Origin of the sequence: Streptomyces sp. CA-111067, from assembly GCF_050956065.1 — a bacterium.
Classification (GTDB): Bacteria; Actinomycetota; Actinomycetes; order Streptomycetales; family Streptomycetaceae; genus Actinacidiphila.
In genome coordinates, this window is sequence record NZ_CP192103.1 from 7,322,724 (window position 1) to 7,337,042 (window position 14,319).

A 14,319-nucleotide genomic window follows, 5' to 3' on the forward strand; every position below is an offset into this window, starting at 1 on the left:
CCGTTCTGGACGGCTCGGTCGCGGTACCTCCACCGTAGGAATTGCCCATTCCGGATATCAGGGGCGTAAGGCGCGCACCACCCGGGACCAAAGACCCATGACCCGAACAACCTCTTTACGCTCCGGCCCCGCGGTGCACCTCGCGGCGGTGGCCTGAATCGCGCTGCCGGGTGGAATGGCGGCCGTCGCCTCGGTGGACGAGCTGGTCGCGGCCGTCCGCGCCGATCCGGAGACGGTGCGGTTGCATGTGCTCGCGCGCGTGCAGTATTTCAGCCTGCTGAAGCGGCCGTTGCTGCGGGCGGTCCACACGGGGGAATCCGAAGTGCTCGGCAAGCTCGCCAAGGACTCCGCGGTCCTCAAGGAGCCAGGCCACCTCCCTGCGGTCGAGGCGTGCCGTCTTCCACGGCTTCCTCACCGCGGCCCGGTACTCGGACAGCGATCCGGCCACCCTGCTGGCCGCCACGCTGCGCAGGGCGTTCGAGCCGGCCTCGCCCATGCCGGTGCTGCCCGCGGTGGCGGCCGAGGCGGCCCGGCTCCTCGGCCGGCAGCGCGGACGCCGACCGTGCGGTGCTGCGGCGCGCCTACCAGTGACGCGCCGGCCTTCGAGTAACGCGACCGGCTACCCGGCCGCGCAGGCTTCTGCCTCCGCGAGGTAGCGGCTCACCGGGCCCAGGGTCAGCAGGCCGCTTGCCGCACCCGCGTGTTCCGCGCGGCAGGCGCGGAGGGCCTCCGCTGCGTGGGCGGCCGTAAGGGGGGCCTTCAGGTCGGTGGCCGCGCGGGCGGTCAGGGACCAGAGGGCCTCTTGCAGGTGGTCGCGGGGTGGCGGCGGCGTTGCCGCCAGGGCCTTGCGCGCGGCGGCGGGACGGTTCTGGGCCAGGAGCAGCAGCGGCAGGGCCCAGGGGAGGTAGGGGCCCCAGTCGAGGGCCGGGTCGGTCGGCGCCGGGCGGTCGTGGAGCAGGCGGAGGCCCAGCAGGGACAGCGGGAGCAGACCGCGGTGCAGGCCGGGCATCCCCGCTGCCGCGAGTGCGTTGTCGGCCGCGCGGTAGGCCGCCGCCGCGGTCGCCGGGGTGGGGCCGCCGGGCTCCGTACTGCGGGCGGCGAGCACCCGGGCCCTGAACCAGGCGGTGAGGACGGGCACCAGCGGCGATTCGTTCTCGGCGGCGATCCGTTCGGCCTCGCGGGCGTGCGCCTCCCCGGCCGCCAGGTCGCCGAGGGCCGACACGGACTGCAACCGGACGAGCGAGCCGAGGATGGCGAAGGTCGGCAGCCGGTGCCGGGTGGACAGCGTGACGAGCTCCGCCCCGATCATGTCCCGCCGCGCGGCCAGGCCGGGGCGCGCGAAAGTCTGGAGGAAGACGCCGTTCAGGGCGAAGGCCAGCACCCCGGGGTCGCCGAGTTCCCGGGCCAGCGCCTCGGCCTCCCGCGCGGCCCGGTGCGCGTCCGCCAGCTCCCCGTCCGACAGGTCTCCGCTGCGGCTCTCCACGGCGACCGTGGCGAGCAGCCGGGCCCGCAGATCGGCCGGGCCTGTCGGGCCGAGCGCGGCCAGGGTGCGCCGGGCGGCCGACACCACGGCGGCCGACTGCTCCGGATCGTCGGCCCGGCTCCAGATCGCGGGCACGTCGTAGGCGCCGATGATCCGGGCGGTCAGCGTGATGTCGCCGGTCCGCTCGGCCGCCTCGATGGCGGCCAGGCGGTTGCGGCGGGAGAAGAGCAGCGCGTCGCCGCCCGCGAGCGCCAGGGTGCGGGCCAGGTCCACGGTCGTCCGCGGGCCGAGACCGGCGCCCGCGCCCGCGGGGAGGGGCTGCGCAGGGGGCCGGGACGGTTCGAGCGCCGCCGACCGGTTCAGGATGTCGCTCTCCAGGCGGCGCAGCTCAGGGCCGGGGTCGAGGCCGAGCTGATCGACGAGCATGGCGCGGGCCCGGCGGAGCGCGGCCAGCGCGTCGGCCTGCCGCCCGGCCCGGTAGAGCGCCCGGGCCAGCAGGCCCCAGGCCGGCTCGCGCCACGGATGTTCCGCCACGTGCGCGCCGAGGCCGGCGACGAGGCCGGCCTCGTCATCCCCGGAGTCCAGCAGGAGGCCGGCCCGCAGCTCCACGGCTTGCAGGCGCAGCTCGTCGAGCCGGGTCCGCTCCCGCTGCGCCCACCCGGCGTCGGGTACGTCGGCGTAGGCGGGACCGCGCCACGAGGCGAGGACGTCGCCGAGGTCGCGCACGGCGTCCGGGCCGTCGGGGGAGCGCCGGGCGGCGGCCACCGCGTCCTCGAACCGGTAGACGTCCACGGCCGTACGCGGCAGCCGCAGCGCGTAACCGCTGCCCTCCGTGACCAGCACCCGAGGCGGCGTGCGCGGCGGCCGGCCGGGTTCGAGCGCGCGGCGCAGCGCGGCGACGAACGTGCGGAGCGCGCCCAGGGCGCCGGCCGGCGGGTCCGGCCAGAGGTCGGCGATCAGCGCGCCGGTGGTGACCATCCGCCCCTCGGCGGCGACCAGCCGGGCCAGCACCTCCCGGTGCCGGGGGCCGCCCAGGTCGATCCGCCCGCCATCGTTCGGCCCGCCATCGTTCCGCCCGCCACCGTCCTGCCGGGCCTGCACCGCGCCGAGCACGTCGATCCGCATGGCCTCATCCTCGCCGACCAAGATGCCGCCCGCGCGGCCGTACTGATCGGCTGCTCATCGGCGCCGCGCACGGTGGAGTCGTCCACGAGGGCAGCCGCCCGGCCGGACCGCCCAGCCGGAGCACCCGGTCTGCCCGTCACCCTTCAGGGAGCCGCAATGACGCTCACCATCCCCGGTTTCGACTACACCCGCCTCCCCGGCGCGGACGGCGTGCAGCTCTCCGCCGCCGTCGGCGGCAGCGGCAGCCCCGTCGTCCTGCTGCACGGCTTCCCGCAGACCCACCTGATGTGGCGGCACGTCGCCGAGCGGCTGGCCGCCGAGCACACGGTGATCTGCCCCGACCTGCGCGGCTACGGCGCCAGCGACAAGCCGGCGGCCGGCACCGCGGACACCTACGCCAAGCGCACCATGGCCGCCGACACCGTCTCGCTGGCCGCCGCCCTCGGCCATGAGCGCTTCGCGCTGGTCGGCCACGACCGCGGCGCCCTGGTCGCGTTCCGCGCCGGCCTGGACCACCCCGAGACCGTCACGCACCTCGGCATCCTCGACATCGTCCCGACGCTGGACATGTGGAACGTGCTGCGCGGCGTGTCGGCCGCCGTCGGCTACCACCTCTACCTGATGGCGCAGCCGCCCGGGCTGCCGGAGACGATGATCGCCAACAGCGCGGACGCGTTCTTCGGCTCGTTCCTGGACGCGTGGGCGCGGGACCCGGCGGCGATCCCGGACGAGATCCGCGCCGAGTACCTGCGCGCGAGCGCCGCCGCCGTGCCGTCGATCGTGGCGGACTACCGCGCCTCGGCCGGCGTCGACGTGGCCCACGACCAGGCCGACCTCGACGCCGGCTCGCAGTTCGCGATGCCGGTCACGGTGATCCAGCAGGACTGGGGCGCGCAGCTCGGCTACGACGCCGCCGCCGTGTGGAAGGCATGGGCGCCCGACCTCGACCACCGGCTGACCGGGGCCGGCCACTTCATGGCGGAGGAGGCCCCGGACGGGATCACCGCCGCGATCCGCGACCTCCTCGCCCGCTGACCCTGACGACCCGGCCGGACCCCGGCGCCGTCAGCCGCAGAAGGTGGCGAACCCCAGCGAGGCGTCCTCGTTGTAGGTGTCGATGAGCTGACCGTAGTCCTTGTACCCGAAGACGTCGTAGTCCCCGCCGTAATTGGAGTTGAAGTAGACCGTCGCCGTGCATTCGTTGTTGTTGACCGCCGACGCCGCGTTGTTCTTGACGCTCTGCCCCTGCCCGGCGCCGGTACTGGTGAATTTGTAGCCGGCGAGGTTGCTCACATTCGAGCGGAGCGCGTCATGCGACCCGCCCTCGCTGGAGTTGTAGAAGAAGCAGAAGTAGTCCGAGGTGCAGGCACTGGCCGCCGCGGGCGCGGCAGTGGCGTGCGCGGCTTTCGACGGCGCGGAATGCGGAGCGGCGGCCGTCGACGTGCCCGCGGCGAGCGGGATGAGCGCGGCGGCCGTGCATGTGGCGGCAAGGAGGTAGGACAGTCGCTTCACAGGTGTGCTCCTTCTCTTTACGATGCGGCCAGGACGGCAGCCGCGGCCTTGAGTTTCTTCGTCTTCCCGGCGAGCATTGCGGCGAATTGCGACGTGTGCTGGGAGATCACCTTCTTCTGCATGGCGGACTCGACGGTGAACCACACCCCGACGAGGTTGGTCTGCTGCTTGCACACGACGTCGGCCGTCGCCACCGCGCGCTCCGGCCCGTTGGACGTCCGCCCCTGGAAGCGCTTGTCGTCCATGGCGGTCAGCGGGTCGGGGTAGTGGTAGCCCTTCGCCTTCATGCAGCCCGACCACCGCGCGAGCGCCTTCCGCACGGCGGGGTCGGCGCGGGAGGCGGTGAAGGTCCGGCCGTTGGTGGAACGGGCCAGGTCGTCGGAGCCGGGCTGGTCGGCGGGGACGAGAACCTGGTGCGCCTCGCCGGCGCATCCGTCCGGCGGCACCGCCGCGCCGTTCACCCGGGGGACGGAGGTGGCCCCGGCCGCTGCCGGCCCGCCCTGCGTTCCGTAGAGCACCAGCTTCTGCCGGCTCGTCAGGTCCGCGCGAGGCACGGACGGACGCGTACGGGGGTCCCGGTCGCCGAGGTGGTAGCCGTCGGCCCTGGCTTCGGCCTCGTCCGTCACCCCGTACCGGCGGTCCATCAGATCGCGCGGACCGACCGGGGTGCCGCCGGAGCCGACCTCGTACGGCAGTCCGAAGCGGCGCATGCACCGCTGCACCAGCAGGGCCTGGGCGTGGTCCAGGCGGCTCTGCTCGTCCGGCGACAACAGGTAGGTCTCCACCGGGAGATGGAGGTCGACGCTCTTCAGGAGGACGGGCGCCGCGCCGGCCGGTCCGCCGGCCGCCCCAGCCGGTGTGGACGCCGCGGACGGCGCGGAGGGTGTGTGCCCGGAACACCCGGCCACCAGGAACAGAGCCGCGCCCAGCAGCAGCGGCACACCGCGGCGGAACCGGCCCGTCCGGCGACGAGCACCGCGGGTCGTCCGCCTCGTCGGAGGAATTCCCGGCACCGCGGAGCTGACGCGTATCATATGGCCCTTTCAGCTCGCTCGCGGTGTGCACGAACTCGGCAATTCGCATTCGGAGGTATAGACTCCGATTCGGCGTGGCGTGATCACGACGGCGGAAGCACGTTACCGAAAAATCGCACAGCCGGACGTCCGCACAGATCATCTGGCTCGATTTCGATCACTCGCCCGTTGCGGGTGACGGCGCGGCACGCGACCGGCCGGAACACTCCACTTCGCACACGGCGACCGTCGCTCACGTGGTTCCGTTCGGCGCGCCTCGCGGAACGCCCGCGGTGATCTTCACGATTCCACGGGATCGCCGCACCGCTCATCGCGACGAATTCCGCTTCGCCCCATCCGGAACCTTTCCCACCAGGGGATGGCACATTCGCCATGCAAAAGGCAAGGAGGGCGGCTCGGCCATTATCGGGCCGGCACGTTGACCGTCTCTCGTGCCGACGGGTGCAATGTCGTGCGTGGCGCGCCGGGCCGTCCGGTGCCAGGGGGAGGAACCGCATGCGCAGGAAGACCGCGACCGTTTTCGCCGCGACCGCGCTGATGGCCGGAGGCGTGCTCGTGACCGGAGCGGGCCCGGCAAGTGCCGCCGCGCACGCGTCCGTCGTCTCACCGATGGTCGAGGGGACGTTCCCCATCAAGGTCACCGGCTGCAAGATCTCCGAGCAGATCCAGCTCCAGGGCTCGCCGAAGCACGACTACATACGGTGGACGACCGCCGGTGGCTCCAACGGATGCGAGGCGTACATCACGATCAACAACTGGATCGTGACCGACCACTGGCTCACCACCAACGGAGCCGAGTCGAGCGCCTGGTACTACGACGGGCCCGGCAAGTCGGCCAATGTGTGCGTCCTCGGCAACAACGGCGCGTCAGCGGGCTGCGGCCCCACCAACTAGCGGAGCCGCCCGGCCGGCCGGCTGCCGGGCCGGGCGGCCGGGGCCGCTGAGGCGGGCGGCCTCAGATGTCGCGGAAGATCTCGATCTGCGCGCCGATCGTGTTCAGCCGCTCCGCCAGGTCCTCGTAACCCCGGTTGATCACATACACGTTGCGCAGCACCGACGTGCCCTCCGCCGCCATCATCGCCAGCAGGATGACCACGGCCGGGCGCAGCGCCGGCGGGCACATCATCTCGGCGGCGCGCCAGCGGGTCGGGCCCTCGACCAGGACGCGGTGCGGGTCGAGGAGTTTGACGCCGGCGCCGAGCCGGGTCAGCTCGGTGAGGTAGATGGCCCGGTTGTCGTAGACCCAGTCGTGGATGAGCGTGGAGCCCTGCGCGGTGGCCGCGATGGCCGCGAAGAACGGCACGTTGTCGATGTTCAGGCCGGGGAACGGCATCGGGTGGATCTTGTCGATCGGCGAACGCAGCTTGGACGGCCGGACGGTGAGGTCCACCAGCCGGGTGCGGCCGTTGTCCGCGCGGTACTCGGGCGTCAGCTCGTGGTCGAGCCCCATCTCCTCCAGCACCGCGAGCTCGATCTCCATGAACTCGATCGGCACTCGCCGGATGGTCAGCTCCGACTCGGTCATCACGGCCGCGGCCAGCAGGCTCATCGCCTCGACCGGGTCCTCCGACGGCGAGTAGTCCACATCGCGGTTGATCTCGGCGACGCCGTGCACGGTCAGCGTGGTGGTGCCGATGCCGTCCACCCGCACGCCCAGCTCCTCAAGGAAGAAGCACAGGTCCTGCACCATGTAGTTGGAGCTGGCGTTGCGGATGACGGTGGTGCCCTCGTAACGGGCCGCGGCCAGCAGCGCGTTCTCGGTCACGGTGTCGCCGCGCTCGGTCAGCACGATCGGCCGGTGCGGGGTGACCGAGCGGTCCACCTCCGCGTGGTAGGTGCCCTCGGTGGCGGTCACGTCGAGGCCGAAGTGCCGCAGCGCGTTCATGTGCGGCTGGACGGTGCGGGTGCCGAGGTCGCAGCCGCCCGCGTACGGGATCCTGAACCGGTCGGTGCGGTGCAGCAGCGGGCCGAGGAACATGATCACGCTGCGGGTGCGGCGGGCCGCGTCGGTGTCCATCGCGGCCAGGTCGAGGCTGGCGGGCGGCACGATCTCCAGGTCGTTGCCGTCGTTGATCCACCGGGCCCGCACTCCGATGCTGTCGAGCACCTCCAGGATCCGGTAGACCTCCTCGATCCTGGCCGCCCGGCGCAGCGTGGTGCGGCCGGCGTTCAGCAGGGTGGCGCACAGCAGCGCCACGCAGGCGTTCTTGCTGGTCTTCACGTCTATGGCGCCCGAAAGACGGCGCCCGCCGACCACCCGCAGGTGCATCGGTCCGGCGTAGCCGAGGGAGACGATCTCGCTGTCCAGCGCCTCGCCGATCCGGGCGATCATCTCAAGGCTGATGTTCTGGTTGCCGCGTTCGATCCGGTTCACGGCGCTCTGGCTGGTGGTCAGCGCTTCCGCGAGTTGCGCCTGTGTCCAGCCGCGATGCTGTCGAGCGTCCCTGATGAGCCTGCCGATGCGTGCCAGATAGTCGTCGGTCATGAATCCGAGGCTATCTCAAATATGAGATAGATCAAATCGGGGGACTGTTCGGGTAGTTCATCCGGGTGACCACTCCTCACGGTACTCGCCGCCGCCCGGACGGCAATCCCTCAGGGGCCGTCCGGAGCGACGGCCGGCTCCGGCAGCGGATCGGCGGCGGACGCGGGAGCGGGCACTCTGCTGCGGACGGCCGCCGGCGGGGCGGGCGCGCGCCGGTGCCGCGACCAGGACGAGCGCGGCAGGATCGCCACCACCAGGAAGGACACCGCCATCCCGATCAGCCCGGCGACCACCGCGAGCTTGGTGCCGAGCGAGACCTGTGGCAGCACGAACACCGCGATGTCCAGGCCGAACGAGGCCGCGCTCACCACGGTCAGCGCGGCGGCCACCCGGTTGAGCCGGTTGTCCAGCGCCTCGGTCCGCTGCGAGGACGCGGCCAGCAGCGAGTTGCTGACGTAGCCGAGCAGTTTGTCGGCCCGCTCCTGGGTGTCGTCGAGGCCGATCGTCTCGCGCGCGGCCAGATAGGTCGCCCGGTGGGCCTGGGTGGACTCGATGCGGTAGCCGTCGAGGTGGTGGAAGTCGGCCCACAGCCCGTCCAGGAACCGCCGGAAGGCGTGCACGTCGGCGCTCTCCGGATGGCCGCGGGCCAGGTCCGCGAGCACCCAGCGGCCGGCCACCAGCGCCCCGACGAGCAGCGACTGCTGGGAGACGGCGATGTCCGCGGGCTCGGTCATGGTCAGCAGGTCGGCCAGCGGGGTGGCCGGGTCGTGGTCCCAGGCGTAGGTGTACGGCAGCAGGATCCGGCAGTCGGGGCCCGCGGCCAGCAGCGGCACCCGGGGGTCGGCCGTCCACGGCGGGTCCTGGGTGACGAAGTGCGCGTTGTAACGGGCCGACTGCCGGTCGATCGGCGACCGGTCGCCGCCGAGCGCGAGGTCGGGACGCAGCGCGAGCCCGCTGATCAGCCCGCTGCCGACGGCCGCGGCGAGCACCGCCGACAGGATCGGCGCGTCGGCCTCCCGCAGGATCCGGTTCACCTTGGCGTCCAGCGCGTCGAGTTCCGGCAGCGGCAGCGACCGCAGATCCGTCTCGTGCCGCAGCGCGTAGACCACCAGGACGGTGCCGGCGCTGAGTATTCGCGCGTGGCAGGCGACGATCTCGGTGCCGGGCAGGTCGATCACCGGGTTGACGGCCCCGGTCAGATCGATCTCGATGGTGGCGTCCGGGTTGTACGCGAGCGAGCCGAGTTCGCCGGCCACCGGGCGCAGGTCGCCGTAGCCCGGCACCGTCACCACGTCTAAAGAGGGGTCGGGGGAGTGGTGGTGCAGCGGGTACGCCCGGCTCTGGAGGTGCAGCACGCCGGTCATGGCGCCACCCCGCGGGCGGAGGGCACCGCGCCGGCCGCGGAAACGGATCCGGCCGCGGGGGCCGAGCTTGCCGCCACCGAGCCCGCCGCCACCGAGCCCGCCGCCACCGATCCGGCCGCCCCCACCGATCCGGCCGACGTCATCGCGCCGGACGCCATCGGGCCCGCCGCCACCCGGCCGGCGGCCGCCACGTACTCCGGGATCAGCCCGGCCTCCGCCACCTCCACCCGTCCCAGGTAGTGCCGCTGCAGATCCTCCGGCCCGACGTCCCGCACCGGCTCGCCGAGCAGCCCGGCCAGCTGGTGGTGCGTCAGATAGCTGGCCTCCGCCGGGATCGCCCGGCTTCCGAACCAGTCCCGCTGCGCCGCCAGCACCTGCGAGCCCGCGGCGGCGGCCGGCCAGTAGCTCACCGCGGTCAGCGAGGTGTCGCCGAACTCGGTGCCGAGCGTGAGCACCGCCTCCGCCTGCTCGGGCGGCAGATAGAAGAGGACGCCCTCGACCACGTACGCCACCGGCCGCCCGTCGGCCAGCTCGCGCACCGCCCCGGCCACCGCGTCGCGGTCCGCCGGCTGCGACAGGTCCGCCCCGAGGTGGGCCACGTCCCGCCGCGGCAGGGTGCCGGCCGCCGTCAGCTCGGCCGCCCGGCGCCGCTTGGCCTCGGCCATGTGCGGCAGGTCCACCTCGATCGCGGCGGTGAACGGCAGCAGCCAGGGATAGGAGGAGAAGCCGGCCCCGCAGACCGCGAGCACCGTGTCCGGGTCGTCACGCAGCGCGTCCGCCAGCAGGTCCGCGACATACCGTCCGCGCAGCGCCACCACCAGATCGTCGTGCGGGTAGACCGCGGCGGCGAACCCGTCCCACAGCTCCCTGACCGCGGGCCGGTCGGCGTCCGGGATCCAGGCGGCGGCCAGCGGGTCCTGGGCGAGTTCGGGGCGGCGGGCCCGTGACTCGTTGACGAGGTATGCGGTCACCCCGACCCCCTCGCGCATGCCTTCGACCTCATCGCGCATGACCGGCAACCCCCGTTGGCTCGCGGCGCACGCCCAGATGACGTTGCGTCACTCTCTTTGGTATCACCGCACCACGGGGCGCGCGCAAGGGGATCAAGGCCGCCGCCGCAGGCACATCCTGTTCATATATTCCCAAAAGGGGTATATGGGGTAAATGGGTGAACGGCGAGTATCGGTGGACCGCCTGCTGGAGCAGCCGACGGGCCGCAGCCGGCTGGTGGTCATCCCGTTCGCACTGATCGTGGTGATCACCCTGCTGGATCTGGTGCTGCCGGAGCGGGTCCACCTGGGCGCGCTGCTGGTCATCGCGCCCGCGCTCACCGCCTCGCTGGCCGGGCCGCGGCTGACCGCGCTGGCGGGCGTGCTCGCGGTGGCGGCCGAGGCGTTCGGGGCCAGGTTCCACGGCGGGCTGACCACGGCCAACCATCTGGCGCAGACCTTCGCGCTCGCCCTGCTGTCCGTCCTGGTGTTCTTCGTGTGCATGGCACGCGACCGGCGCAACCGCGAGCTGAGCCGGGCGCGGTCGGTGGCCGAGACGGCACAGCGGGTGCTGCTCCGCCCGCCGCCCCGCCGGATCGGGCCGCTGCGGGTGGCCTGGCTGTATCTCACCGCGGAGGACGAGACCCAGATCGGCGGCGACCTCTTCGCGACCACCAGGGCCGCCCACCCCTCCACCCGGGTGATCATCGGCGACGTCCGGGGCAGCGGCCTGTCCTCGATCGGCGAGGCGTCACTGGTGCTCGGCGCCTTCCGCGAGGGCGCCCACCGGCACGCCGCCCTGCCCGACCTGGTGGCGGCGATCGAGGACAGCGTCTCCCGGCACCTGGAGGAGGTCTCGGACACCCGCAGCGACCCCGGCGAGCACTTCATCACCGCGCTGGTGCTGGACCTGCCCGACGGCGGCCCGCACGCCGAGATGGTCAACTGCGGCCACCCTCCGCCGCTGCTGCTGCGCGGCCGCCAGGTGACGACGCTGTACGCGAGCGTGCCGGCGCCGCCGCTGGGCGTCGCACTGCCGGTCGGGGGCCTGCGTACCGACCCGTTCGCGTTCGACCCCGGCGACCTGCTGGTCCTCTACACCGACGGGGTCGTCGAGGCCCGCTCGCCGGAGGGCGCCTTCTACCCGCTGGCCGAGCGGATCGCCGGCTTCCGCGGATCGGGCCCGGACGCGCTGCTGCGCCACATCCACCTCGACCTGCTCGCCCACACCGGAGGGCAGCCGGCCGACGACGCCGCCCTGCTGATCATCGAGCGCGGCCCCCAGCAGCCCACCCCGCCGCCCCGGCCCCGGTGACGGCGCCCGCTTCCCACCCCCGCCCACGCATGACCGCCCGGCGGGTATGTACTAGAGTTATCTCGACATCGAGATAAATGCCGAGCCGCACCGCGACCCCGCCGGGATCGACCCCACGCGGATCACGGGATGACGCGCGCAAGACGCAAGACGACGCATGAAGGAGACAGTCGTGTCGGCGAACAGCTTCGACGCCCGCAGCACGCTGCGAGTGGGCGACGAGTCGTACGAGATCTTCCGGCTGGACAAGGTGGAGGGCTCCGCCCGGCTGCCGTACAGCCTGAAGGTGCTGCTGGAGAACCTGCTCCGCACCGAGGACGGCGCGAACATCACCGCCGACCACATCCGCGCGGTGGGCGGCTGGGACTCCCAGGCGCAGCCGAGCCAGGAGATCCAGTTCACGCCGGCCCGCGTGATCATGCAGGACTTCACCGGCGTGCCCTGCGTGGTGGACCTGGCGACCATGCGCGAGGCGGTCAAGGAGCTGGGCGGCGACCCGGCGAAGATCAACCCGCTGGCGCCGGCCGAGCTGGTCATCGACCACTCGGTGATCGCCGACCGGTTCGGCACCCCGGAGTCCTTCGCGCAGAACGTGGAGCTGGAGTACGGCCGCAACCGGGAGCGCTACCAGTTCCTGCGCTGGGGCCAGACCGCGTTCGACGAGTTCAAGGTGGTGCCGCCCGGCACCGGCATCGTGCACCAGGTGAACATCGAGCACCTGGCCCGTACCGTCATGGTGCGCGGCGGCCAGGCGTACCCCGACACCCTGGTCGGCACCGACTCGCACACCACCATGGTCAACGGCCTGGGCGTGCTCGGCTGGGGCGTCGGCGGCATCGAGGCGGAGGCCGCGATGCTCGGCCAGCCGGTGTCGATGCTCATCCCGCGGGTGGTCGGCTTCAAGCTCACCGGCGAGCTGCCGGCCGGCACCACGGCCACCGACCTGGTGCTCACCATCACCGAGATGCTGCGCAAGCACGGCGTGGTCGGCAAGTTCGTGGAGTTCTACGGCGAGGGCGTCGGCGCCACCTCGCTGGCCAACCGCGCCACCATCGGCAACATGTCGCCGGAGTTCGGCTCCACCGCGGCGATCTTCCCGATCGACGCGGAGACGCTGAAGTACCTGCGGCTGACCGGCCGCGACGAGCAGCAGGTGGCGCTGGTCGAGGCGTACGCCAAGGAGCAGGGGCTGTGGCTCGACCCGGCCGCCGAGCCGGACTTCTCCGAGAAGCTGGAGCTCGACCTGTCCACGGTGGTGCCGTCCATCGCCGGACCCAAGCGCCCGCAGGACCGGATCGAGCTGTCCCGCTCCGCCGAGCAGTTCGCCCGCGACGTGCGCAACTACGTGACCGACGACGAGGAGGCCGGCAAGGAGTCCTTCCCGGCCTCGGACGCTCCTACGCGGCCTGGGGGTACCTCCCAGGCCGGAGGCTCTGGGGGAGGGGTGCCGACCAAGCCGACCCTGGTCACCACACCGGAAGGTGACACCTACGAGCTGGACCACGGCGCCGTCACCGTCGCCGCGATCACCTCGTGCACCAACACCTCCAACCCGTACGTCATGGTCGCCGCCGCGCTGGTGGCCAAGAAGGCGGTGGAGCGGGGCCTGACCCGCAAGCCGTGGGTGAAGACCACGCTGGCCCCCGGCTCGAAGGTGGTCACCGACTACTTCGACAAGGCGAACCTCACCCCGTACCTGGACAAGCTGGGCTTCAACCTGGTCGGCTACGGCTGCACCACCTGCATCGGCAACTCGGGCCCGCTGCCCGAGGAGGTCTCCAAGGCGGTCAACGAGGCCGACCTCGCGGTCGCCGCGGTGCTGTCCGGCAACCGCAACTTCGAGGGCCGGATCAACCCGGACGTGAAGATGAACTACCTGGCCTCGCCGCCGCTGGTGGTCGCCTACGCCATCGCGGGCTCGATGAAGGTGGACATCACCCGGGACGCGATCGGCGCCGACGCCGAGGGCAAGCCGGTCTTCCTGGCCGACATCTGGCCGACCGAGGCCGAGGTCAACGACGTGGTCGCCAACGCCATCGGCGAGGACATGTTCAACAAGTCCTACCAGGACGTCTTCGCGGGCGACGCGCAGTGGCAGGCGCTGCCGATCCCCACGGGCGACATCTTCGAGTGGGACCCGGAGTCCACCTACGTGCGCAAGCCCCCGTACTTCGAGGGCATGGCGATGGAGACCACCCCGGTCAGCGACATCTCCGGCGCCCGGGTGCTGGCCAGGCTCGGCGACTCGGTCACCACCGACCACATCTCCCCGGCCGGCGCGATCAAGGCCGACACCCCGGCGGGCCAGTACCTCACCGAGCACGGCGTCAACCGCCGCGACTTCAACAGCTACGGCTCGCGGCGCGGCAACCACGAGGTCATGATCCGCGGCACCTTCGCCAACATCCGGCTGCGCAACCAGATCGCACCGGGCACCGAGGGCGGCTTCACCCGCGACTTCACCCAGCCCGACGGCCCGGTGGCGTACATCTACGACGCCTCCGCGCACTACATCGAGCAGGGCATCCCGCTGGTGGTGCTCGCGGGCAAGGAGTACGGCTCGGGCTCGTCGCGCGACTGGGCGGCCAAGGGCACGGCACTGCTCGGGGTCAAGGCGGTCGTCGCCGAGTCCTACGAGCGGATCCACCGGTCCAACCTGATCGGCATGGGCGTACTGCCGTTGCAGTACCCCGAGGGCACCACCGCGCAGAGCCTGGGCCTGACCGGTGAGGAGACCTTCTCCGTCACCGGTGTGACCGCGCTGAACGACGGGCAGACCCCGCGTACGGTCAAGGTCGCCACCGACACCGGCGTGGAGTTCGACGCGGTGGTCAGGATCGACACCCCCGGCGAGGCGGACTACTACCGCAACGGCGGCATCATGCAGTACGTGCTGCGGTCGCTGATCCGCAAGTGAGATCCCGCGTTCACTAGTTGACGGAACGTCTCAACGAGTGGGCACGGCAAGGGCTTTGACATGAGCCCGGCGGCACCCTCAGGGCCGCGCCTCCG

11 protein-coding genes are annotated in these 14,319 nt (G+C 72.3%); 4 read left to right on the forward strand and 7 right to left on the reverse strand.

Annotated features, from left to right (window positions below):
• Positions 1-115: 115 nt before the first annotated feature.
• A complete protein-coding gene (locus ACQPW6_RS32455) occupies positions 116-496 on the reverse strand; it encodes a hypothetical protein (protein ID WP_433893276.1) in 381 nt (126 codons plus the stop codon).
• Positions 497-619: 123 nt separating this feature from the next.
• Positions 620-2,608, reverse strand: coding sequence for an AfsR/SARP family transcriptional regulator (locus tag ACQPW6_RS32460; protein WP_433893277.1), 1,989 nt, complete (start codon positions 2,606-2,608; stop codon positions 620-622).
• A 156-nt stretch (positions 2,609-2,764) separates the two neighbouring features.
• Here ACQPW6_RS32460 and ACQPW6_RS32465 point away from each other — a divergent pair, with 156 nt between their 5' ends.
• Positions 2,765-3,643, forward strand: coding sequence for an alpha/beta fold hydrolase (locus tag ACQPW6_RS32465; RefSeq protein ID WP_433893278.1), 879 nt, complete (start codon positions 2,765-2,767; stop codon positions 3,641-3,643).
• Between the two features lie 30 nt (positions 3,644-3,673).
• Here ACQPW6_RS32465 and ACQPW6_RS32470 read toward each other — a convergent pair whose 3' ends face one another.
• Positions 3,674-4,120 (reverse strand): peptidase inhibitor family I36 protein, encoded by a 447-nt coding sequence (locus ACQPW6_RS32470; RefSeq protein WP_433893279.1) that lies wholly within the window; start codon positions 4,118-4,120, stop codon positions 3,674-3,676.
• A 17-nt stretch (positions 4,121-4,137) separates the two neighbouring features.
• A complete protein-coding gene (locus ACQPW6_RS32475; RefSeq protein WP_433893280.1) occupies positions 4,138-5,061 on the reverse strand; it encodes a hypothetical protein in 924 nt (307 codons plus the stop codon).
• A 588-nt stretch (positions 5,062-5,649) separates the two neighbouring features.
• On the opposite strand from ACQPW6_RS32475, the gene ACQPW6_RS32480 reads away from it, so the two are divergent.
• On the forward strand, positions 5,650-6,048 hold the full coding sequence (locus tag ACQPW6_RS32480; protein WP_433893281.1) for a hypothetical protein: 399 nt from the start codon (positions 5,650-5,652) through the stop codon (positions 6,046-6,048).
• 61 nt (positions 6,049-6,109) lie between these two features.
• On the opposite strand, the gene ACQPW6_RS32485 is transcribed toward ACQPW6_RS32480, so the two are convergent.
• The 3 genes from ACQPW6_RS32485 to ACQPW6_RS32495 form a co-directional block, all read right to left on the reverse strand.
• Complete coding sequence (locus ACQPW6_RS32485) at positions 6,110-7,639, reverse strand: UDP-N-acetylglucosamine 1-carboxyvinyltransferase (RefSeq protein WP_433893282.1); 1,530 nt, start codon at positions 7,637-7,639, stop codon at positions 6,110-6,112.
• Positions 7,640-7,749: 110 nt separating this feature from the next.
• Complete coding sequence (locus tag ACQPW6_RS32490) at positions 7,750-9,003, reverse strand: hypothetical protein (RefSeq protein WP_433893283.1); 1,254 nt, start codon at positions 9,001-9,003, stop codon at positions 7,750-7,752.
• Positions 9,000-10,013, reverse strand: coding sequence for a class I SAM-dependent methyltransferase (locus ACQPW6_RS32495; RefSeq protein ID WP_433893284.1), 1,014 nt, complete (start codon positions 10,011-10,013; stop codon positions 9,000-9,002). The genes ACQPW6_RS32490 and ACQPW6_RS32495 overlap by 4 nt, the downstream gene beginning before the upstream one ends.
• A gap of 154 nt (positions 10,014-10,167) precedes the next feature.
• On the opposite strand from ACQPW6_RS32495, the gene ACQPW6_RS32500 reads away from it, so the two are divergent.
• Positions 10,168-11,307: a PP2C family protein-serine/threonine phosphatase gene (locus tag ACQPW6_RS32500; protein WP_433893285.1), complete on the forward strand. Its 1,140-nt coding sequence runs from the start codon at positions 10,168-10,170 to the stop codon at positions 11,305-11,307.
• A 172-nt stretch (positions 11,308-11,479) separates the two neighbouring features.
• Positions 11,480-14,224, forward strand: a complete 2,745-nt coding sequence (gene acnA, locus ACQPW6_RS32505) for an aconitate hydratase AcnA (RefSeq protein ID WP_433893286.1) — start codon at positions 11,480-11,482, stop codon at positions 14,222-14,224.
• Positions 14,225-14,319 lie beyond the last annotated feature (95 nt).